The sequence below is a fragment of the Nocardioides sp. Root1257 genome, from assembly GCF_001425175.1.
GTDB lineage: Bacteria > Actinomycetota > Actinomycetes > Propionibacteriales > Nocardioidaceae > Nocardioides.
Map to the genome: position 1 here is coordinate 59,833 of NZ_LMDV01000013.1, position 21,084 is coordinate 80,916.

The 21,084-nt window shown below is 71.3% G+C and carries 25 protein-coding genes; 12 read left to right on the forward strand and 13 right to left on the reverse strand.

Annotation, left to right across the window (positions count from 1 at the left end):
- Positions 1-16 precede the first annotated feature (16 nt).
- Both ASC77_RS23300 and ASC77_RS23305 read left to right on the forward strand, forming a co-directional pair.
- Positions 17-1,597, forward strand: coding sequence for a Na+/H+ antiporter (locus ASC77_RS23300; protein ID WP_200945117.1), 1,581 nt, complete (start codon positions 17-19; stop codon positions 1,595-1,597).
- Between the two features lie 88 nt (positions 1,598-1,685).
- The gene (locus ASC77_RS23305; protein WP_056158790.1) at positions 1,686-2,369 is read left to right on the forward strand and encodes a 4'-phosphopantetheinyl transferase family protein; all 684 of its coding nucleotides are present in this window, start codon (positions 1,686-1,688) and stop codon (positions 2,367-2,369) included.
- A gap of 6 nt (positions 2,370-2,375) precedes the next feature.
- Here the strand turns inward: ASC77_RS23305 and ASC77_RS23310 are convergent, their stop codons facing one another.
- From ASC77_RS23310 to ASC77_RS23355, 10 genes are all read right to left on the reverse strand, one after another.
- On the reverse strand, positions 2,376-2,759 hold the full coding sequence (locus tag ASC77_RS23310; protein ID WP_235547915.1) for a carboxymuconolactone decarboxylase family protein: 384 nt from the start codon (positions 2,757-2,759) through the stop codon (positions 2,376-2,378).
- Positions 2,752-3,594: an NAD(P)-dependent oxidoreductase gene (locus ASC77_RS23315; protein ID WP_235547917.1), complete on the reverse strand. Its 843-nt coding sequence runs from the start codon at positions 3,592-3,594 to the stop codon at positions 2,752-2,754. The genes ASC77_RS23310 and ASC77_RS23315 overlap by 8 nt, the downstream gene beginning before the upstream one ends.
- Positions 3,587-4,321, reverse strand: coding sequence for an SDR family oxidoreductase (locus ASC77_RS23320; RefSeq protein ID WP_056158793.1), 735 nt, complete (start codon positions 4,319-4,321; stop codon positions 3,587-3,589). The genes ASC77_RS23315 and ASC77_RS23320 overlap by 8 nt, the downstream gene beginning before the upstream one ends.
- Before the next feature lie 105 nt (positions 4,322-4,426).
- Positions 4,427-5,887 (reverse strand): aldehyde dehydrogenase, encoded by a 1,461-nt coding sequence (locus ASC77_RS23325; protein ID WP_056158795.1) that lies wholly within the window; start codon positions 5,885-5,887, stop codon positions 4,427-4,429.
- Positions 5,884-6,504, reverse strand: coding sequence for a hypothetical protein (locus ASC77_RS23330; protein ID WP_082575285.1), 621 nt, complete (start codon positions 6,502-6,504; stop codon positions 5,884-5,886). Before ASC77_RS23330 ends, ASC77_RS23325 begins: the two co-directional genes overlap by 4 nt.
- 2 nt (positions 6,505-6,506) lie before the next feature.
- Positions 6,507-6,710 (reverse strand): ferredoxin, encoded by a 204-nt coding sequence (locus ASC77_RS23335; protein ID WP_056158801.1) that lies wholly within the window; start codon positions 6,708-6,710, stop codon positions 6,507-6,509.
- A 67-nt stretch (positions 6,711-6,777) separates the two neighbouring features.
- Positions 6,778-8,112, reverse strand: a complete 1,335-nt coding sequence (locus ASC77_RS23340; RefSeq protein ID WP_056158804.1) for a cytochrome P450 — start codon at positions 8,110-8,112, stop codon at positions 6,778-6,780.
- Positions 8,109-8,885, reverse strand: a complete 777-nt coding sequence (locus ASC77_RS23345) for an SDR family oxidoreductase (RefSeq protein WP_056158806.1) — start codon at positions 8,883-8,885, stop codon at positions 8,109-8,111. The genes ASC77_RS23340 and ASC77_RS23345 overlap by 4 nt, the downstream gene beginning before the upstream one ends.
- Positions 8,885-10,105 (reverse strand): cytochrome P450, encoded by a 1,221-nt coding sequence (locus ASC77_RS23350; protein WP_056158810.1) that lies wholly within the window; start codon positions 10,103-10,105, stop codon positions 8,885-8,887. The genes ASC77_RS23345 and ASC77_RS23350 overlap by 1 nt, the downstream gene beginning before the upstream one ends.
- 3 nt (positions 10,106-10,108) lie before the next feature.
- On the reverse strand, positions 10,109-10,684 hold the full coding sequence (locus ASC77_RS23355; protein ID WP_056158813.1) for a TetR/AcrR family transcriptional regulator: 576 nt from the start codon (positions 10,682-10,684) through the stop codon (positions 10,109-10,111).
- A gap of 142 nt (positions 10,685-10,826) precedes the next feature.
- On the opposite strand from ASC77_RS23355, the gene ASC77_RS23360 reads away from it, so the two are divergent.
- Complete coding sequence (locus tag ASC77_RS23360) at positions 10,827-11,645, forward strand: SDR family NAD(P)-dependent oxidoreductase (RefSeq protein ID WP_056158815.1); 819 nt, start codon at positions 10,827-10,829, stop codon at positions 11,643-11,645.
- A 27-nt stretch (positions 11,646-11,672) separates the two neighbouring features.
- On the opposite strand, the gene ASC77_RS23365 is transcribed toward ASC77_RS23360, so the two are convergent.
- From ASC77_RS23365 to ASC77_RS23375, 3 genes are read right to left on the reverse strand one after another with little or no spacing between them, the layout of a single operon-like run.
- A complete protein-coding gene (locus ASC77_RS23365) occupies positions 11,673-13,826 on the reverse strand; it encodes a DUF4394 domain-containing protein (RefSeq protein WP_056158817.1) in 2,154 nt (717 codons plus the stop codon).
- Between the two features lie 39 nt (positions 13,827-13,865).
- Positions 13,866-14,087, reverse strand: coding sequence for a DUF2188 domain-containing protein (locus ASC77_RS23370; protein ID WP_056158820.1), 222 nt, complete (start codon positions 14,085-14,087; stop codon positions 13,866-13,868).
- Positions 14,088-14,141: 54 nt separating this feature from the next.
- A complete protein-coding gene (locus ASC77_RS23375) occupies positions 14,142-14,900 on the reverse strand; it encodes a sigma-70 family RNA polymerase sigma factor (protein ID WP_056158823.1) in 759 nt (252 codons plus the stop codon).
- Between the two features lie 107 nt (positions 14,901-15,007).
- On the opposite strand from ASC77_RS23375, the gene ASC77_RS23380 reads away from it, so the two are divergent.
- The 9 genes from ASC77_RS23380 to ASC77_RS23420 all read left to right on the forward strand — a co-directional run bounded on the left by ASC77_RS23380 (position 15,008) and on the right by ASC77_RS23420 (position 21,079).
- The gene (locus ASC77_RS23380; RefSeq protein ID WP_056158826.1) at positions 15,008-15,694 is read left to right on the forward strand and encodes a response regulator transcription factor; all 687 of its coding nucleotides are present in this window, start codon (positions 15,008-15,010) and stop codon (positions 15,692-15,694) included.
- Positions 15,695-15,744: 50 nt separating this feature from the next.
- Positions 15,745-16,197, forward strand: coding sequence for an SRPBCC family protein (locus ASC77_RS23385; RefSeq protein WP_056158829.1), 453 nt, complete (start codon positions 15,745-15,747; stop codon positions 16,195-16,197).
- A complete protein-coding gene (locus ASC77_RS23390) occupies positions 16,194-17,474 on the forward strand; it encodes a cation:proton antiporter (RefSeq protein ID WP_056158831.1) in 1,281 nt (426 codons plus the stop codon). Before ASC77_RS23385 ends, ASC77_RS23390 begins: the two co-directional genes overlap by 4 nt.
- 37 nt (positions 17,475-17,511) lie before the next feature.
- Complete coding sequence (locus ASC77_RS23395; RefSeq protein WP_056158833.1) at positions 17,512-17,790, forward strand: STAS domain-containing protein; 279 nt, start codon at positions 17,512-17,514, stop codon at positions 17,788-17,790.
- 96 nt (positions 17,791-17,886) lie between these two features.
- A complete protein-coding gene (locus tag ASC77_RS23400; protein WP_156391258.1) occupies positions 17,887-18,153 on the forward strand; it encodes a hypothetical protein in 267 nt (88 codons plus the stop codon).
- 47 nt (positions 18,154-18,200) lie between these two features.
- A complete protein-coding gene (locus ASC77_RS23405; protein ID WP_056158839.1) occupies positions 18,201-19,196 on the forward strand; it encodes an LLM class F420-dependent oxidoreductase in 996 nt (331 codons plus the stop codon).
- Positions 19,193-19,849: an HAD family hydrolase gene (locus tag ASC77_RS23410; RefSeq protein WP_056158843.1), complete on the forward strand. Its 657-nt coding sequence runs from the start codon at positions 19,193-19,195 to the stop codon at positions 19,847-19,849. Before ASC77_RS23405 ends, ASC77_RS23410 begins: the two co-directional genes overlap by 4 nt.
- A gap of 61 nt (positions 19,850-19,910) precedes the next feature.
- On the forward strand, positions 19,911-20,873 hold the full coding sequence (locus ASC77_RS23415; protein WP_056158846.1) for an iron-containing redox enzyme family protein: 963 nt from the start codon (positions 19,911-19,913) through the stop codon (positions 20,871-20,873).
- On the forward strand, positions 20,870-21,079 hold the full coding sequence (locus tag ASC77_RS23420; protein WP_056158850.1) for a CDGSH iron-sulfur domain-containing protein: 210 nt from the start codon (positions 20,870-20,872) through the stop codon (positions 21,077-21,079). Before ASC77_RS23415 ends, ASC77_RS23420 begins: the two co-directional genes overlap by 4 nt.
- Positions 21,080-21,084: the final 5 nt, after the last annotated feature.

The following is a 21,084-nucleotide window of genomic DNA, read 5'->3' on the forward strand; positions in this document are numbered from 1 at the left end:
CGACCACACTGGTCCCGTGCTCGGACTCGAGATGGTGGTGCTGCTGGGGGTCGCCCTGGTCGCGTGCGGGGCACTGGCGCGTCGGTACCCGATCGCGCCCGCGATCCTGCTGGTCCTCGTCGGCATGCTGGTCGGCTTCGTGCCGCACCTGCGTCACGCGCAGCTGCCGCCGGAGGTCGTGCTCCTGCTCTTCCTGCCGGCGCTGCTCTACTGGGAGAGCCTGACCACCTCGCTGCGCGAGATCCGCAACAACCTGCGTGTCGTCGTCCTGACCAGCACCGTCCTGGTCGTCGCGACCGCGGCCGCGGTCGCGGTGGTGGCGCACGCGCTCGGACTGGCGTGGGGACCGGCCTGGGTGCTCGGCGCGGCGCTGGCCCCCACCGATGCGACGGCGGTCGGTGTCCTGGCCCGCGACCTACCGCGCCGCACGGTGACCGTGCTGCGCGCCGAGAGCCTCGTCAACGACGGCACCGCGCTGGTGCTCTACGGCCTCGCCGTGGGCGTGACCGTCGGCGAGCAGCACCTCACCGGCTGGCACGTCACCTGGCTGCTGGTCCTGGCGTACGGCGGGGGTGTGCTGGCGGGCGGCCTGGTCGGGCTGATCAGCTGGCAGGTCCGCCGTCGGATGGACGACCCGATGCTCGAGGGCATCGCGATGCTGGTGACCCCGTTCGCGGCGTTCCTGCTGGCCGACGTCGTCCACGGGTCCGGCGTCCTCGCCGTCGTGTCCTGCGGGCTGTTCATGAGCCAGGTGACCCCGCGGATCACGGGGGCGGCCACCCGCCAGATCGTCATCCCCTTCTGGGCGTTGTCGACGACGGTGCTGAGCAGCTCGCTGTTCGTGCTGGTCGGGCTCTCGGCGCAGTCTGCCTTCCGCGGCCTCACCAGCACCTCGCTGCTGAGCGCACTGGTCGACACGCTCGTCGTGACCTCCGTCGTGATCGGGGTGCGCTGGGCGTGGACGTACACCACGCCGTACGTGATCCGTCTCGTCGACCGCCGCCCACAGCAGCGAGAGCGACGGGTCGGTGCGCGTCAGCGCACGGTGAGTGCGGTGGCCGGGTTCCGCGGCGCGGTCTCGCTCGCCGCGATCCTGGCCGTGCCGCACACGGTCGACTCGGGTGCGCCGTTCCCCGACCGGGACCTGATCGTGCTGATCACCTGCGGCGTGATCGTGCTGACCCTGCTCCAGGCGCTGCTGCTGCCGGCGGTGGTGCGGTTCGCCCGTCTGCCCGTCGACAACTCCGTCGCCGAAGAGGTCCAGCTCGCCGAGGAGTACACCCTGGACGCCGCCATCGAGGCCGTCGACGCCACCGCGGCAGAGCTCGGCACCGGCCCGACAGCCGTCGCCCGGGTCCGGCACGAGCTGGACAAGCAGCGCACGCTGATCGCCGCCTCCGGTGCCGACGGCGATCCCGTCGTCGTGCACGACGACCAGTACACGAGCCTGTCGCTCGCCCTCATCGGCCGCCGGCGCGAGGCGCTGCTCGAGCTGCGCGACGCGCAGCGGATCGACGACATCGTGCTGCGCCGGGTCCAGGCCCGGCTCGACATCGACGAGGTACGCATCTCCCGCAGCCACCCGCTCGTCGACTGAACGTTCTCGACGTCCCTCGGCATCAGACGCCGTTCCTCGTTCTTGCGCCGGGTCACCCTCCGGTGGGGCGACCCCTAGGCTCCGTCGTGTGGATCCCTCGGCCAGCGAGCTGTTCGTCGCCCCGGTCGAGCGGTGGGCCGCGGTCAGGGACCTGCTGTCCTCGCCCGAGATCGAGGTGTGCGAGTCCAGCGCGGCACCGGTGGCAGACCGATTGGCGACGTCGCGCGGGCTGCTGCGTCGTCTGGCCGAGCGGTACGCCGCAGGCCCTGGCGACGCGCTTCAGGTGCGGCGGGTCTGTGCGCAGTGCGGGTCGACGGCGCACGGCCGGCCCGAGCTGGTCGGCGGCCCCGAGGTCTCGCTGTCGCGATGCGACCGGTACGTCGTGGCGCTCGTCGCCGGGGCGCGGTGCGGGGTGGACGTCGAGCGGCTGGACCGCCGCTCCGGCCAGCTCCACGAGATCGGTGCGTCCGTGCTCAGCGCGCGTGAGCGAGCCGCCCTCGAGCAGGTCGCACCGGGCGACCGTCGTACAGCACTGCTGAAGGCCTGGACGCGCAAGGAGGCGGTGCTCAAGGCCGAGGGCAGCGGACTCCTCCGCGACCCGTCCGACGTCCCGGTCGACGGCGACACCGCCGTCGTCGACGGTCGGGTGTGGTGGCTGACGACCAACGCGCTGACCCCCGAGGGCGTGCTCGTGTCGACCGCGACCGCGGTGCCGCTCGGTCCCCTGCCGCCGATCCGCCGCTACGTCTCCGACGACGCAGCCTGGCTCTGACGCGGATCAGCGCTCCTGCTTCCGCCTCGCCTTGGCGATGGTGTCCTCGACGATCGAGTTGATGCGCGCGCCGTTGGGCCAGCCGGCGTAGTGGCACAGGAAGATCACGATCTCGCGCAGCTGCTCGTCGTCGAGCTCCCCGGCGGCGTACGCCGCGGGGATCTGGATCGTCAGCACGTCGTGGCCGCCGCTGCCGGCGAGCAGCCCGATCAGCAGCAGGCGCCGGTCGCGGTCGGAGAGCCCCGGCCGGGTCCAGATGTCGGCGAAGAGATGGTCGGCGGTGATGGCGAAGAAGTCGCCGGCACCGTCGGTCATGTCGAAGCCGTAGACCTCCTCCATCTTCTCCAGGCCGATCCGGCGCTTCTCCGGAAGGTCGTCGAACTTACTCAAGGCCAAGCCCCTCTCCGAGTCGTTCCAGTGACAGCCGCGCGAGCGGTACGTCGACGCCCTGCTCGTCCGCCAGCTCGATCGCGAAGCGGAGGTCCTTCTCCCCCAGCGCCAGCACGTGCTCGAAGACACCGTGCCAGAAGTCGTCCTGGGCGATCGGTGCCGTGGTCGCGCGGTGCATGATCGCGCCGGGGCCACCCGTGATCGCGTCCGTGTGCCGCACGACCTTGCCGAGCTCCACCAGGTCGAGCCCGGCCGCCTCGGCGAGGCGCTGCGCCTCGGTCGCCGCGGTGAACGACACGAAGTGCATCATGTTGCGCGCCAGCTTGAACCGGGTGCCGGAGCCGATCGGGCCGGCGTGGGTGACCAGCGAGCCCATCGCCTCGAGAGCGGGGCGCGCGGCCGCGAACGCCTCGTCCGAGCCGCCGACCATGATCGCGAGCGTGCCGTCGGCGGCGCCCATCGCGCCACCACTGACCGGCGCGTCGAGCACCTTCACGCCGTGGCGGGCCGCGGTGTCGGCGAGCTCGGCCGGAGTGCCGGGCGCGACCGTCGAGTGGATGACGACGGTCTGCGCGTCACCCGAGACGCCGAGGACCTCCCCCAGCACGTCGCGGACCTGGTCGTCGTCGCGCACCATCACGCAGATGACGTCGACCCCGGCGGCCAGGGCGGCGACGCTGTCGGCCGCCTGGGCGCCGGCCTGCACCAGCTCGGCGACCGGGTCCGGCGCGACGTCGTACACGGTGAGCTCGATGCCTGCAGCCGCTGCGAGGCGCAGCGCCATCGGCTTGCCGATGTTGCCGAGCCCGACGAACCCGACCTTGGTGTCAGGCACGGAAGGTCTGCCCGCCGTCGACGGCGATGATCTGCCCGGTCACCCACGCCGACTCCTCGGAGAGGAGGAAGAGGCAGGCGCCGACCATGTCCTCGGGCTGGCCCATCCGCTTGAGCGCGAGCCCCTTGACCAGCTCCTTCGCGGCGTCGCCGGCCTGGGTGCGGGTGGCCGCGGTGTCGGTCGGGCCCGGGGCGATCGCGTTGACGCGGATCTTCAGACCACCGAGCTCGTGGGCGAGTTGCTGGGTGAGGCCGTTGACGCCGACCTTGGCGAGACCGTAGAAGCCGGCGTAGAGGTACGCCGCCGTGCTCGACTGGTTGACGATCGAGCCGCCGCCGCGCTTCTGGAGCTCCGGGTAGACCGCGCGGGTCATCACGAGGGCGCCGTCCATGTTCACCGACATGAACTTCTTGTAGTAGTCCCAGTCGACGCTGATCAGCAGGTCGAAGGCCATGTCGCCGTAGATGGCGGCGTTGTTGACCAGGCCGTCGATCCCGCCGTACGCCGCGACGGTGGCCTCGACGAGCGACGCCGCGTCCTCGTGGGAGGAGACGTCGCAGCGGACGAAGAGCCCGCCGATGTCGGCCGCGACCTTCTGGCCGGCTTCGGCGTTGAGGTCCGCCACCACGACCGACGCACCCTCGGCCGCGAGCGCGCGGGCGTACGCCTCGCCGATCCCCTGCGCCGCGCCGGTGACGACGACGACCTTGTTCTCGAACCTTGTCACTTCATGTCTCCTCTTGGCTCACTCGGTTTCGACTCGCCGTCGCGACCTCGTTCCTCGGTCGCGGGCTCGCTCAACCCGCTGTCTGGTCTTCCCGCGTTCGCAGGCTCACGCGGGGAAAGCCAGCGTCTTGGTCTCGAGGTACTCCTCGAAGCCGGCGACGCCCATCTCGCGGCCGATGCCGGACTGCTTGTAGCCGCCGAACGGCGCGTCCGGGCTGAACCAGACGCCGCCGTTGACGGCGATGGTGCCGGTCCGGATCCGGGCGGCGACAGCCCTGGCGCGCTCGAGCGAGCCGGACTCGACCGAGCCGGAGAGCCCGTACGGCGAGTCGTTGGCGATCCGCACGGCGTCGTCGTCGCCGTCGTGCGGGATGACGACGAGCACCGGGCCGAAGATCTCCTCCTGCGCCAGGCGCGACGTGTTGTCGAGACCGGCGACGACCGTCGGCTGGATCCAGAACCCGTCCTGGTCGATGACCTGGCCGCCGGTGGCGAACGTGCCGCCCTCCTCCTCGGCCAGCCTCAGGTAGGCCTCGACCCGGTCCCGCTGGACCTGCGAGATGACCGGACCGCAGATGGCACCTGCGTCGGCCGGGTCCTTGGCGCCGATGGACTCCATCGTCGCCGCCGCGACCTGCACGGCCTCGTCGTACTTGTCCCGCGGGACCACGAGTCGGGTCGTGATCGCGCAGCCCTGGCCGGCGTGGATCATCGCGGTGAACGCCGTCGCGCCGGCAGCCGAGGTGATGTCGGCGTCGTCGAGCACGATCGCGGCGGACTTGCCGCCGAGCTCGAGGAAGACCTTCTTCAGGGTCGGCGCGGCGGCCGCCATGATCGCCCGGCCGACGTTGGTCGAGCCGGTGAAGGAGACCATGTCGACGCGCGCGTCGGTGGTGAGCAGGGCCGCGACCTCGTTCGACCGCGGCGTGACGACGTTGAAGACGCCGGCCGGGATGTCGGTGTGCTCGGCGACCAGACGACCGAGCTCGGCCGCCAGCCACGGGGTGTCCGGGGCGGGCTTGAGCACCACCGTGCAGCCGGCCGCGAGCGCCGGGCCGACCTTGGCGAGGTTGATCTGGGTCGGCACGTTCCACGGCGAGATCGCCGCGACGACGCCGACCGCCTCACGGCGCACGGTCCGACGGCTCGAGATGCCCATCGGCGCGGCGACGCCGAGGTCGCTCTCGAACTCGTAGCCCTCGAGCAGGTCGGTGACCCACTTCAGCCCGTCCACCGGTACGTCGAAGCCGGCGGCGCCCATCATGAAGGTGGGCATCCCGACCTCGGCGGTCGTCAGCGCCTTGAACGCGTCGGCGTCGTCGAGCAGCGCCTGGTGCAGCTGTCGCAGGCACCGGAGCCGGAGCTCGGTGTTCGTCGACCAGTCGGTCTCGTCGACGGCCCGTCGGGCCGCAGCGATCGCCCCCTCGACGTCCGCTGCGGTCCCGTCCGGTGCCTGCCCGATCTCCGCGCCCGTCGCCGGGTTCAGGATCGGGTACGTCGTGCCGTCGGAGCCACCGACGAGCTTGCCGTCGATCAGCTGCTGGGCTGCGGGAGGAAGGGTGTTCATGCGCCGGGCGCCTTCTGCTCGATGTAGTCGCCGCGCTCGACCGGCGGCGGCCAGACGCTGGAGGGGATGTCCTGGTAGCGGTAGTGACCCGGCACGTCGAGGCCGCTGACGGACATCCGCTTGAGCAGCGTGTCAGGAGCCTTGTCGGCCTTGATGATCTCGACGAACGTGTGCGCGGTGGACGGCATGTCGAACCAGTCGCGCTGCCAGGCGAACTTGATCTTGCCGTCGTCGGCCCCACCGACCTGGCGCTCGACGCCGAACCACGAGCCGCCGATGCCGAGGATCTCGTACTCCTGGCCGGTCTCGTCGTTGACGATCCCCGAGCGCTGCTTCCAGAAGCCGAGCACCATGCTCTTGGTCTCGTCGATCATCGTGACCTGGTAGTCGTAGTGCCAGCCGTCGAGACCGTCCATCTCGATGCCGATCGCGTAGTCGCGGATCTGGTCACGTCCCATCGCCATGAAGTGCTCGTCGACCGAGTACATCCAGCCGTACGTCGCGTCCTCGGCGTACCACTCGGCCATCACCCGCCAGTCGCCACTGGCCTCGGCCTGGCGGTTGATGTCGAGCCAGCTCTCCCAGAACTCCTCGATCTCTGCTCGCGTCAGCGACACGGTCACTCCTCCTCGATGGCCAAGGCCATGGCCGGGCAGTACTTCACGGCCGACTGCACGTCGGACCGCACGGACTCGTCGGGGTGCTCCTGGAGCACCGTCACCTGGTCGGTGTCGTCGTCGAAGCCGAAGACGTCGGGCGCCTCGCCCTGGCACATCTGGTGCCCCTGGCAGAGCCCGAGGTCGGCGACCACCCGGAAGCTCATGACCTGCCGTCCGTGTCGGTGGTCGAGGTGCGAGCGGAGCGAGCCTCGAAACCACCACCGCGCGGACTCACGTGACCCTCCGGCGGTACTTCACCCGGCAGGGCTGCTGGAGCTGGATGACCATCTTCGACACGTCGTCGCGGTAGGACTCCGACGGCTGGACCATCTCGAACTCGTAGTCGCGCAGGATCACCGAGAAGATCGCCTTCATCTGCATCATCGCGAAGGCGTTGCCCACGCAGCGGTGCTTCCCAGCCCCGAAGGGGATCCAGGTCCACCGGTTCTGCAGGTCCTCCTGGCGCTCGTCGAGGTAGCGCGTGGGGTCGAAGCGCTCCGGCTCCGGGAAGTCCTCGGGGATCCGGTTCGAGACCCGCGGCGAGGCCGCGACGACGGTGCCCGGCGGGATGACGTGCCCGGCGAGCTCGATCTCCTCCTGGACGACCCGCATCAGGATGATCAGCGGCGGGTGCAGCCGCAGCGTCTCCTTCAGCGCCGCCTCCAGCTGCGGGATCGAGCGCAGCGCCTGGAAGGACACCTCCGAGCCGTCGGCGTACAGGTCGTCGAGCTCGGCGACGACGTCCTTCATCACGCCCGGGTTGCGCATCAGCTCGATCAGCGCCCACGACGCCGTGCCGGACGAGGTGTGGTGGCCCGCGAACATCATCGAGATGAAGATCCCGGTGATGTAGTCGGCGGTCATGTCGATCGAGATCAGGACGTCGAGCAGGTCCCGGTCCTCACGGGCGACGGTGCCACGCTCCTTGCGGCGATCGATGATCCCCTGCACCAGCTCGACCAGCTTCTCGCGCGCCGCGTCGCGGATCCGGAAGGACTCGATGTCCAGGTAGGGATCGACGTACGCCAGCGCGTCGGTGCCGCGCTCGAGGTCGTGGTAGTGGTGGGCGAACGAGGAGTCGAGCTCCTCGCGGAACGGCTTGCCGATCAGGCACGCGGAGGTCGTGTAGATCGTCAGCTCGGCGAACCAGTCGAGCAGGTCGATCTCGCCCTCGTCGCCCCAGTCGGCGACCATCCGGTTGATCTCGGCCTCGATGGTGGACGCGTGCCCGCGCATCATGTCGCCGCGCAGCGCCTGGTTCTTCAGCATCTGCTGACGCTCCTCGGGCGAGGCGTCGAAGACCACGCCCTTGCCGAAGATCGGCGTCATGAAGGGGTACGCCGCGGCCTGGTCCAGCGTCGAGTCGGGAGCCCGGAAGAACTGCTCCTGCGCCTCCGCGCCGTACACGAGCACGACGTCCTTGTCGGCGAGCCGGAAGCGGCCGATGTCGCCGCACTCGTCGTACACCCGCTGGAAGAGGCCGACCGGGTCGACCCGCATCTCGGCCAGGTGTCCGTGGCCGTCGTCGGGGACGACGTACGAGACCTCGGGGATCTGGCTGGTCACTTGTCCTCCAGGGGTGCCTCAGGGGTCACTTCGACCAGGTTCAGGTGCACGCCCCTCGGCGCCGACACGATCGTGGAGATCGCCTCGCCGATGGCCTGCGGCTTCAGGAAGTGCGGGTGCCGGGCGAACCCGAAGTGCACCCAGTGGTTGAGGACCTCCGCGCCGAGCTCGGGATCCCAGTCGCTGCCCATCTCGCTCCAGGTGCCGCCCGGGCGCACGATCGACGCGCGGACCCCGGTGCCCTCGAGCTCCATCTGCATGGCGTGCGCCATGCCCTCGAGTCCCCACTTGCCGGCGGCGTACGACGACATGAACGGCCGGGCCCGGACGGCGACGTCGCTGGAGACGAAGACGACGTCGCCGCGACGGCGCTCGACCATGCCCGGCACGACGGCGTGCACCATCCGGTGCGCACCGACGATGTTGAGGTCCAGCTCGCGGGCGAACCGCTCGCTCTCGACCTCGTGCACGATGCCGGGCCCGACGGCACCGGCGTTGTTGACGAGGATCTCGATGTCGCCGAGGTCGGCGGTGACCGCCTTGACGAAGTCCTGGACCGAGTCGGGCTCGGTGATGTCGAGCGCGTGGACAACGGCCTCACCGCCGGCCGCTCGGATGGTCTCGGCGACCTCCTCGGACTTGTCGGTACGCCGGGCGCCGAGCGCCACGGGGTAGCCGGCGGCAGCGAGGACGAGCGCGGTGGCCGCGCCGATGCCTGCGGACGCACCGGTGACGACCGCAGGACGCCGGTCGGGCTGGGCGTACTTGCCCATCAGCGCGCCACCACCGTCATCGGCGCGGCGGCGAAGCCGCGGACGTTGACCGAGTGCACCCGCCGACAGGCGTCGTGGTCGACCTCGATCGAGCGAGCCCGCTGGACGAGCGCCGTCAGCGCGACCCGCGCCTCGAGCCGGGCCAGGTTGGCGCCGAGGCAGAAGTGCCGCCCGCCGCCGAAGGACAGGATCTTCGCCAGCTCGTCGTCGTCGCGGGTGATGTCGAAGTCCGTGGGCCGGGAGAACACCGACTCGTCGCGGTTGGCGGATCCCAGGCACAGCAGCAGCTTCGATCCCTGCGGGGCGACGCGGCCGTGCAGCTCGACGTCGCGCAGCAGGTAGCGAGCGAGGAGCTGGCTGGAGGTGTCGTAGCGCAGCGTCTCCTCGACCCAGGGCGCCACCAGGTCGGTGCGGCCGGCGCCGCCGAAGACGAGGTCGTGCTGGTCGGGGTGCCGCGTCAGGTGGAACGCGGCGTGGCCGAGCAGCTTGGTCGTCGTCTCGTTGCCGGCGACCACCATGAGGAAGAGGAAGGCGATGACGTCGTCGTCGTTCAGCCGCTCCCCGTCGATCTCCGCCTCGATCAGGGCGCTGGTGAGGTCGTCGGTCGGCTTCCTGCGCCGCTCGGCGACCATGTCCATGTAGTAGCTCACCAGCCAGAGCGACGCCTCGGCTCCCGCCGGAGGAACGTCGTACACGCCGTCCTCGCGGTGGACCACGATGTCGGCCTGTCGGCGGACCTCGGCGCGGTCCTCCTCGGGCACGCCCATCATTTCGGAGATGACGTCCATCGGGAGCTTGCCGGCGAAGTCGGCGATCCAGTCGAAGCTGCCCCGCTCGAGGCACTCGGCGAGGTAGCGGTCCGTGAGCTCCTGGACGCGCGGCAGGAGGTCGTGGACGCGCCGCGGGGTGAAGCCGCGCGAGACCAGCGAGCGCAGCCGCTTCTGCCGGGGCGGGTCCATGCCGAGGATCGACATCACCTTGTAGGCAGAAGGCCCCCAGGCCGACTTCTCGATGGCGACGCCGTAGGAGTTGGAGTAGGTGCCCTCGGTGCGCAGCGCGTCGGCGATGTCCTCGTGCCGGGTGAGCGCCCAGAGGTCGAGCTCCGCGTTGTGGTGGAGCGGCTCGTGCTCGCGCAGCCAGGCGTACGTCGGGTACGGGTCGTCCTGGAACCCGTAATCGTACGGGTCCAGCACCGTCGGACTGCTCTGCAGCACGCTCATCCGTCAGTTGCCCTTCATGATCACGGCGACGACCGCGTCGAGGCGGTCGGCCAGCTCGGGGTAGGTCATCAGGCCCATGCCGGCCTGGAGCAGGGCGCCGGAGAACGCGAGGGCGACGGTCTCGACGACCGCCGGGTCCGCCTCCTCGCCGAGAGCGCTCCGGAACCGGTCGACGAACTCCGCGCCGATCCGCAGGCGCAGCCGCTCCACGTCGGGGTCCGAGCCGAGCAGCGCGGGCGTGACGGCGGCGGCCAGCTCGGGCGCCGCCGCCTGCATCTCGGCGAGGTGCCGGGTGACCGACTGCAGACGGGCGAGCGGCGATCCGCCGGACGGCTGCCAGCCCTCGTCGGCGACGAGGTAGCGCAGGTAGAGCTCGGCGAAGAGGTGGTTCTTCGAGGCCAGGTAGGTGTACGCCGTGGCCGGCGAGACGCCCGCCCGCTGGGCGACGGTCCGCACGGTCAGCGCTTCGTGGCCGACCGCCCGCAGCTCCTCGTGGCCCGCGGCGAACAACCGCTCGGCGGTCTCGGCCTGACGGGCGTTGAGACCTTGCCGCGGGGCGGCGGACACTTGGCTGGACACGTGTCCAATATGGAGCAGAGCGCGGCGCGGCGCAAGGACTTCCCGGATGTTTCGTGACGCGACGCCGTGGCTACGTCGGCGTCGAGGTCGTACCGTCTGCGCCACCAGCCGAACCCCGACGGACGATCAGGAACGGATTGACATGCAGCTCGAGAGCAAGATCTTCGTCGTCACCGGCGGCGGCAACGGCATCGGTCGCGAGGTCGTCCGCGGCCTGCTCGCCCGCGGTAGCCGGGTTGCGGCGCTCGACCTCAGCGAGGCCGGACTCCAGGAGACCGCCGAGCTCGCCGGCGCCGGGGACCGGCTGACCACCCACGTCGTCGACATCACCGACCGTGCGGCCGTCCTGGCGCTTCCGCAGCAGGTCGTCGCGGTCCACGAGGAGGTCGACGGCCTGGTCAACGTCGCCGGCATCATCCACGACTTCAAGCCGGTCAACGAGCTCTCGTTCGAGGCCATCGAGCGGGTCATGGACGTCAACTTCTGGGGCACCGTCAACACCGTCAAGGCGTTCCTCCCCCTGCTGCTCGAGCGACCGGCAGCGGCGATCGTCAACGTCTCGTCGATGGGCGCCTACGGACCGGTGCCCGGCCAGACGGCGTACGGCGCGTCCAAGGCGGCCGTGCGGCTCCTGACCGAGGGCCTCTACGCCGAGCTGATGGACACCGCCGTCCAGGTGACGGTGGTCCACCCCGGTGGCATCGCGACCAGCATCACCGACAACTCCGGCGCGGCCATGCCGGAGGGCGTCGAGAACATGGACGACAGGCGCCGGGCGGAGCTCGAGGCCAAACTCACCAGCCCGCAGGAGGCGGCGCGGCAGATCATCGAGGCGATCGAGAAGAACCGGCCGCGGGTGCGGATCGGCAACGACGCCAAGATGCTCGACCGGATGATCCGGCTCATGCCCAGCCGCGGCATCGGGATCATCAAGAAGAACATGGAGAAGATGCTCGGCTAGTCGAGTCGGTCCGCCCGGCCGCTCGGGCTAGAGCCTCTTCTTCAGCAGTGTCACCTTCACGGTCGTGGTCCGGCTGGCCGCCTTCGGCCCGATCGACGCCACGATCGCGACCTTGGCGGCGAGCCTGCCGCGCTGCTTGAGCAGCTTCAGGCCCTTCTTCGAGAGGGCGACCTTGAGCCGGGTGGCCTTGCCCTTGGTCGTCTTCACCGTCGCGGCACCGACGACGGCGGACCGCACCTTCGTCTTGCCCTTGATCTTGACCTTGTAGGTGGCGGTCAGCTTGAGCTTGCTGGTGCACGACGCCGCCAGGAAGCCCGACGGGCACGTCAGGACGCGCCCGGTGTCCACGACCTTCTTCTGCTGCTTGGCCTTCCCGACCTTGGTCAGCGTCGCGGGCACGGCGGCTGGCGGCGGGGGCGGCGGCGTGACGACCGGACGGTCGGCGCCGGCCGTGCCGACAGCGAGCCCGCGCGCCGTGGTGAGCAGCGGGCCGGCGTTCGTCGCCGCGCCGGTCGCCAGGTCGATCGTGTAGAGCCCGGTCGTCCCGCTCACCGTCAGCACGGCGTACGCCGAGCCGGTCGCGGCCGCATTGCTGGTGTCGACGGTGACTCCCTCGGGGATGTCGAAACCGAGCAAGGCGTCGAAGTCGAGCGGCGAGCCACCCAGGGTGACCGGGTGCGGCAGAGTGGCGGTGCCGTTGTTGGGCGGATTGACGACCACGATCTCGTTGGCGTCCGGATCGACGCCGTACAGCGTCGTGGGTCGACCGGTGAGCTCGCCACCGTAGGCGTTCGTGTAGCTGACACCGGTCAGCGGCTGGCTGGTCGCGGAGTCCGGGACGACCCCGACGGCCGCCCCGCTGGCAGGGTTGACGCGCCCGTTGAGGCCGCTACCGGCCGTGACCCGCACCCGGTCGACGGCCGGGTTGACGTCCATCCCGTAGCCGATCACGGTGGGGTTCGGCAGGTCGGTGCCGGCCCACGCCACCAGGCTCGAGCCCAGCGAGGTCAGGCCACCGGTCTGCGGGTCGAGCCGGTAGAGGGTGCCGGTGTCGGCGCTCGCGTTGACCCCGAGTGCGAGGAGCTGGCCCGTCTGCGGCCTCCAGGCGATCGCGACCAGCGTCTCCCCCGCCACCAGGCTGCCCGTGCCGATCGCCTGGGTCGTCGTGGTGCCGGGCGTCGCGGTCGAGAACCGGACCAGGTTGGAGCCGGCCTGATCGAGCACGATGGCCGGGAGCCCCTCGTCGGGGTCCCGCTGGATCGCCAGGCCCTGAACGGGGAACACGCCGTTGCCGACGGCGCCGACCAGCGTGGCCGCGCCGGAGACCAGGTCGATCGAGTAGAGCGACGTGCTGCCGGCGACAGTCAGAGCGGCGTAGCCGCTGCCACTGGTGACCGCTGCGTTGCTGGACGACGCGTTGACGCCAGAAGGGATGTCGAACCCGCTGATGCCGGAGAAGTCGAGCGGGCTGCCACCCAGCGTCACCGCGGTGGCGGAGGTCTGGGTGCCGGCGTTCGGCGGATTCTGGATGTAGAGCGAGTTGGAGGAGGAGTCCAGCGTGTAGAGCGTAGTGATTCCGCCGTTGTTGGCGACGTCGTTCGTGTACGCCGACGCGTCGATCGTCGTAGTCCCGCCGCTGATCGGCCCGTCGGGGTTGGTCCCGGAGGTCGCACCGCCGCCGTTGTTGCCGTCGACCGGCGCGCCGTCGTTGGGGTTGGCCCGGAAGGTGAGGCCACCAGCAGCCACGCGGATGCGGTCGACCGCCGGATTGACGTCGAAGCCGTAGCCGACGACGGCCGGGTCCGGCAGGTCGACGGCCGTCACGCCGTCCGTCGTGAACGCCACGCTCCCCGCCGTCCCGACGACAGCGGCAAAACCGGTCTGCGGGTGCACGACGTAGACGGTGCCGGTGTTGGCGGTCGCGTTGACGCCGAGTGCGTAGAGCTCGCCGTTCTGCGGCCGGACGTCGAGGCCGATCAACGTCTCACCGGAGGTCAGGCCGGTCAACGGCGTCCCGTCGATGTCCTGGGGGTCGGCGAGGTCGAAGCTCAGGAGGGTCGAGCCGGACAGGGCGTACGCCATGTCGGCCGGCGCGGCGTGGGCGGTCGACGTGGTGATGCCGACGGCGGTCAGAGAGGCCAGGGCGACGGCCCCGGCAGCAGCGAGCGGAACTGAGCGCATGCCGCAGCGTAGAGCCGCGCCGGCCCGGCCGTCCCGGGTTCAGCCAGGGATCTCCTCGGACCGTCGCGGGTAGCGGTTTCGCTCCGCGACGCTGCCGTCCTCCCGGCGGATGACGTGGGCGACGCCGCGGATGCGGGCCTCGGCGCGGCCGACCTCGACCGCCGCCTCCTGTCCCCGGTAGGTCCCGGGAAGTGGATCCCGCCCACGCAGGCGGTTGCGCCACTCCCCCTGCTCGCAGTACGTCTCGACCGTTGCTCCCACTGCTCTCCCTCTCCCTGTGGCCGCTTCCCTGTGGCCGCCTCTGCCGTTGAGTGGCTAGGCCGCCGTGGTGCTCGCGCCCGCGCGGACCCGCAGGTCCGCCAGGATCCGGCTCAGCAGCCGAGACACCTGCATCTGGGTGACGCCCAGCTCGTCGCCGATCTCCTGCTGGGTGCGCCCCTCGAAGAAGCGCAGGTAGAGGATGAGCCGGTCGCGGGGCTTGAGCTCCGTGACCAGGGTGCGGATCAGGGCTCGCGCCTCGGCAGCCTCGAGCTCGTCCACCTCGTCGTCGACGAGCAGGTCGGCCAACGGCTCTCCGGAGGCCATCGTCGGGGCGTCCAGCGACGTCGGACGGAAGCAGCCCTGCGCCTGGAGGGCGTCGCTCACGTCCTTCAGCGGTAGGCCGAGGCGGCCTGCGAGGTCGTGGGCCGTGGTCCCTCGACCGTCGGCGGACACGGGATCCACGCCCTGGATGAGGGACTGGACCTCCTGCACCCGGCGCGGTGGTCGCACCATCCACCCGTGGTCACGGAAGTAGCGCCGGATCTCGCCACGGATCGTGGGGACCGCATAGCTCAGGAAGTCCTCGGCCTTGGCGGGCTCGAACTTGTTGGCCGCTCGCACGAGCGCGAGGTAGGCGACCTGCTCGAGGTCCTCGACCGCGACGCTGCGACCGCGGTAGCGACCGGCGATCGAGCGGGCGACGGGCAGGTTGATCACGATGATCTCGTCGATGAGCCGGCGGTGTTCCGCCGGCCCCGCCGCGCGCGCTTCATCGAAGAGACGGCGGGTCTGGGTCTGGCGCTCCAGGGTCATGTCCTTCACCTTCCGCCCCCCTGGAGGCGACAAACACGGTCCCGTTCACCCGCCGGGGTGATTTTCGGTCGGCGGATCGTCGTACGTGCCGTCGGTAGAGTCGCGGCATGGTTGCTGCGGGGCCGATCCGGGTTGCGGTCGTCAACGACTACGAGCTCGTGGTGCTCGGCGTGGCGTCGGCACTCGCGCCGTACGCCGACCGGATCGAGGTCGTCGAGCTCGACAGCCAGCTGCCCCTGCTCAGCAGCGTCGACATCCTGCTCTACGACACGTTCGGCCAGGTCCAGGGCGACTCGATCGACCTCGAGGCGCTCGGTGCGTCCTCGAGCCGGCGCGTGGTGATCTTCAGCTGGAACACCGAGCCGCAGCTGGTCGACCGCGCGCTCCGGCTCGGTGCCGACGGCTACGTCTCCAAGGCCGTGGGCGCCGACGCGCTGGTCGGCCTCCTCGAGCGGGTGCACGCCGGCGACGTGGTCACGCCGTCCACCGGGTCGACGGATCCGGACGACCAGTTCGGCCGCTGGCCCGGCGACCAGGACGGCCTGTCCGCGCGGGAGTCGGAGATCCTCGGTCTCATCACCCAGGGCCTGTCGAACGAGGAGATCGCCGCGCGCGCGTTCGTCTCCAAGAACACCGTGAAGTCCCACATCCGGGCGATCTACCGCAAGATCGGCGTCTCGCGCCGGTCCCAGGCGGTCGCGTGGGGCATGCGGAACGGGATGGCACCGCAGCCCCGCCGGACCACGGGTGCCGACGTCGCGGGGCAGGCGCGCGACCTCCTCGACCCGGGCTGAGTCCTGCCTGCGCGACGCTTGCATCGACCGTCCTCGGGTACCCGTGACCCATGGCCACGAACTCCCGAGACCTCCCCACCACGCTGCCCTCCGCCGTCTGGGACGTGCTCGCGGACGGATGGCTCTACCCGCTCTGGGTCGTCGGAGCCTCGCGGATGCGTGAGGTCGACGACGAGTGGCCGGCCGTGGGCGCCCGCCTGCACCACTCCGTCGGCACCTGGCCGCTGCTGCTCGACGACGAGACCGAGGTGGTCGGGGTGGTCCCGGGGTCGTCGCTCACCCTGCACGCCAAGGCGCGTCCGACCGGCGTCGCCGAGGTGACCATCTCCCTGGACGCGGTCGGTGCCGGGACCAGGGTCGTGATCGTGGAGGACGCGATCAGCGGACCGGGCCGTCTGGTGCCCAAGCCCCTCCGGGAGGTCCAGCTGCACTGGCGCAACACCGAGACGCTGCGCCGCCTCGCGTACGTCGCCGAGCGGCGCACCAGGACCCCCGGCAGTTGACCGCCGACCTCGTCTACCTCGTCGCCGGGGTCAGCCTGCTGCTGGCCGTCGTGCTGCCCGACCTGCTCTCGCGATGGGCGATCTCGGCACCGGTGGTGCTCGTCGGGGTCGGCATGCTGATCGGGCTGACATCGCTGCCCGATGACCTCCCGCTGGACCCGCAGGACAACCGGGCCGCCATCGAGCACGTCACCGAGCTCGTCGTGATCGTGGCGCTGATGGGCGTCGGTCTCGCGATCGACCGCCCGCTGTCGCTGCGCAACCGGTCGAGCTGGCGCCGCTGGGCGTCGACCTGGCGGCTGCTGGCGATCGGCATGCCCATCACGATCGCGACCGTCGCGCTCCTCGGCTGGGCGGCGGGTCTCGCGCCCGCTGCCGCAGTGCTGCTCGGCGCCTGCCTCGCGCCCACCGACCCGGTGCTCGCCTCGGACGTCCAGGTCGCGGGTCCCCAGACCGGCGACCTCGAGGTGGACGAGGAGGACGAGCTCCGGTTCACGCTCACCTCCGAGGCCGGTCTCAACGACGGCCTGGCGTTCCCGTTCGTGTACGTCGCGATCCTGCTCGCCACCGAGGGCGCGGTGTCCCACTGGGCCCTCAGCTGGGTCGGCTACTACCTCGTCGGCAAGATCGTCATCGGCGTGGTCGCCGGCATCGTCGTCGGCCGGGCGCTCGCCTACCTCGCCTTCCGGTCGAGCAACCGCTCGCTCCGCGTCGCCGAGCGCGGGGAGTCACTGCTCGCGCTGGCCGCCCTCATCGCGTCGTACGGCGTGGGCCAGGTGCTCGGCGGCTACGGGTTCCTCGCGGTCTTCGCCTGCGCGATGACCTTCCGCTCCGCGGAGCGGTCGCACGACTACCACGCCGCCATGCACGAGGTGGCCGAGCGCCTCGAGCGGCTGCTGACCCTCTTCGTGCTGCTGATCCTGGGCATCGCCCTGACCCGCGGGCTGCTGGACGCCCTGGACTGGCGTGGGGTCGCGATCGGCCTGGCACTGATCCTGGTGGTGCGTCCGCTCGCCGGGATCGTGGCCCTCGCGCCCTGGGCGCGCTCGCCGGACGACGTCGGCGGCCTGACCCGGCCGCAGCAGTGGGCGACGGCGTTCTTCGGCGTCCGTGGCGTCGGGTCGCTCTACTACCTCGCGTACGCCGCCGGCGAGGCGCCCGAGCTCGGCCAGGACTGGCTGTGGTCGACGGTCTCCTTCACCATCGTCGCCTCGGTGCTGGTGCACGGCGTGCTGTCGACCCCGGTCATGGCCCGTCTCGAACCGTCGCGGACCTGACCCGTTTGCCGTCGGGCGTCCGGGAAACCGAGCAGGCATGGCCGAGATCGCCTTCGAGCGCGGCCTGCGACGGCTTCGCGTCGCCGGACCGTGCACCGCTCGAGACTCCACCGCCCTGCGCGAGGCGGTCGACGTCCACGGCCGGTCCGCAGCCCGGCTGACCATCGACCTGACCGGCGTGCCGTCGATCTCGCCCGAGGTCGTCTCCGTGCTCGCCGACAGCGTGGGAGCCGTGGAGGCCGAGGGCTGCCGCGTCACGATCGTGCGCAAGTGCTCGAGCGACGTCGACCACGCCCTCCGAGAGCTCCACCGATGACGGGACCCCCGCGGCGGTCTGCATGACCGGGTCCGGGGTGGGCACCGAAGGAAGGACGGCTCCCGTCAGGAGGGCGCCCGAGTGGAGGAGGACACCATGGCCGGGAAGATCTCGTTCCTCGTCGGGTTCGGTGCCGGCTACGTGCTCGGCGCGCGCGCCGGACGTGAGCGCTACGAGCAGATCGCGCAGAAGGCGCAGGGTGTGTGGCAGGACCCGCGCGTCCAGCGTCGGGCCGACCAGGCCCAGCAGGCCGTGAAGGACAAGGCCGGCGAGGCGGGCGCGATGGTCGTCGAGAAGGCCAGCGAGGCGGGCTCGAAGGTCGCGGAGAAGGTCTCGGACAGGGTCTCGGACAAGGCCGACTGACCCGACCGTCGGCGAATGCCGGTCCGCCGCTCGGGTACCCGAGCGGCATGACGAGCTTCGGCTACACCCTGATGACCGAGCAGAGCGGCCCCCGCGAGCTGGTGCGGTACGCCGTGGCCGCCGAGGACCTCGGCTTCGACTTCGAGGTGATGAGCGACCACTACTCGCCCTGGCTCACCGAGCAGGGGCACGCGCCGTACGCCTGGGCCACCCTCGGGGCGGTGGCGCAGGCGACCTCGCGGGTGGGGCTGATGACCTACGTGACCTGCCCGACGCTGCGCTACCACCCGGCGGTGGTCGCCCAGAAGGCGGCGACGGTGCAGATCCTTGCGGAGGGCCGCTTCACGCTGGGCCTCGGCAGTGGCGAGAACCTCAACGAGCACGTCGTCGGTGAGGGCTGGCCGGCGATCCAGGACCGCCAGGACATGCTCGCCGAGGCCGTCGAGATCATCCGGTCGCTGCACACCGGCGAGCTCGTCGACCACCGCGGCGAGTACTTCCAGGTCGACTCGGCCCGCATCTGGGACGTCCCGGACGAGGGCGTCGAGATCGGGCTCGCCGTCGCCGGCGACCGGGCGATCGCGGCACTGGCCCCGCTCGGCGACCACCTCATCGGCGTCGAGCCGGAGTCCTCTCTTGTCGAGGACTGGAACGCCGCCGCCACGAAGCAGATCGGCAGCGGGGCCAGGGCGATCGGGCAGATCCCGATCTGCTGGGACCCCGATCGCGACATCGCCGTGAAGCGGGCGTACGAGCAGTTCCGCTGGTTCGGCGGCGGGTGGTCCGTCAACGCGGACCTGCCGACCCCGGCGGGGTTCGCCGGCGCGACCCAGTTCGTGCGGCCCGAGGACGTCGCCGACTCGATCCCGTGCGGCCCCGACCTGGATGCCGTCGTCGAGGCGGTGTCGGCGTACTGGAAGGCCGGCTTCACCGACATCGCGATCGTGCAGATCGGGGACGAGGGCCAGGACCGGTTCCTGTCCGAGGCTGCCGGCCCGTTGCTCGACAAGCTGCGGTCGGCGGCCCCTGGAGCGGCAGGGTGACGCGGGCCGTCCTGTTCGACATCGACGGCACCCTGGTCGACTCGACCTACCACCACGCCGTCGCGTGGCACCGCGCCTTCGCCCGGATCACCGAGGCGCCCCCGCTGTGGCGCATCCACCGCACGATCGGCATGGGCGGCGACCGGCTCGTCGCCGAGGTCGCGGACGACGAGACCGAGGACCGCCACGGCGACGACCTCCGCGACGCGTGGCGCGAGGAGTACCTCGAGCTCCGCGCCGAGGTGCGACCGCTCCCGGGCGCCGCAGACGTCGTGCGCCGGCTCGCCGACGACGGCTTCGTGGTCGCCCTGGCATCGTCCGGGGACCCGCAGTTCGCCCAGGAGGCCGTCGACCTCCTCGACATCGGCTCGGCGATCAGCACCCTCGTCACCTCCGAGGACGTCGACGACTCCAAGCCCGAGCCCGACCTGGTCGAGGAGACCCTGCGGCGCCTCGACGGTGTCGAGAGCGCGGTCTTCGTCGGCGACACCGTGTACGACGTCGAGGCGGCCGCCCGCGCCGACCTGGGCTGCATCGCGCTGCGATCGGGCGGCTTCGGCCGTGCCGAGCTGCTCGACGCCGGGGCGCTCCGCGTGGAGGAGCTCCCCCGCGACCTCCTCACGATCGACTGGACGCAAGCGACGGAGCGGTGACGGCAGGCCGATCGCCCCGAAGGGTGAGCGTGACCTCCGGCCCCCGGGGTACCCGGGGTGCATGGAGCTGCCCACCCCCCGCGGTCCCCTGAGCGAGGCGCTGTTCGCCGCCCTGCGCTCCACCGACGACTTCCTGCCCGTGCTGGCCGAGACCTCCGGCGCCTCCGTCGACGACGGCACGCTCTGCCTGTGGGTGCTCCACCAGCTCCACTACCGCGAGATCACCGGCGTGCCCGACACGCTGGAGTGGGACCCGCAGCTGCTCCGGCTGCGTGCCCTGCTGGAGGACGACCTCGAACGCCGTCTTCGCTCCCGGTTCACCGCGCCCACCGGCCTCTCCTTCGTCGTCGACTTCTTCGACTGGGTCGACGAGCACGACGGCGCGTCCCTCGCGGTGCACGTGCACCGGGAGGCGACCCGCGACCAGGTGCTCGAGATGCTGCGGGAGCGCTCGCTCTACCACCTGATGGAGTCCGACCCCACCGCCTGGGTGGTCCCCCGGCTGGGCGCCCGGGCCAAGGCGGCCCTCATGGAGCTGCAGTACGACGAGTACGGCGCCGGCGACCCGAACCGCCTGCACCACCACCTCTTCGCCCTCGGGATGGAGGCGAGCGGCCTGGACGCGACGTTCGGCGTGTACGTCGACGACGCGTCCACGGAGATCCTCGAGCAGAACAACGCGATGACCCTGCTCGGCCTGCACCGCCGGCACCGGGCGGCGGCCCTCGGGCACCTCGCCGCGTTCGAGGCGACCAGCTCGCTGCCCTCGCGGCGGATGGTGCAGGGACTGGAGCGGCTCGGGTTCCCGCAGGAGCTGGTCGGCTACTACGCCGAGCACGTCGAGGCGGACGCCGTGCACGAGCAGCTCGCCGTACGCACCATCATCGGGGCGGTGCTCGAGGAGGCACCGGAGCTCGCGGAGGACGCCTGGTTCGGCGCGTTCACGTGCCTCGACCTCGAGGACCGGGTCGCCCGCCAGATGCTCGACCGGTGGGGCGTCCGCGACGAGCGGGACGTGGCATGAGCACCCCGTACGACCACCCTGAGACGATCGTCTGCCCCGGCGGGCCGATGCTGCTGCGCGGCCGGCACGTCGTGGGGGACGCGGACGGCGTCCCGCACGAGACGACCCGGCCGGTCACGGCCGTGTGCCGGTGCGAGAGGTCGGCGTCGCTCCCCTGGTGCGACGGCACCCACAAGGTGCTGCCCGAGCGGCTGCGGCCCAGCTGACAGGC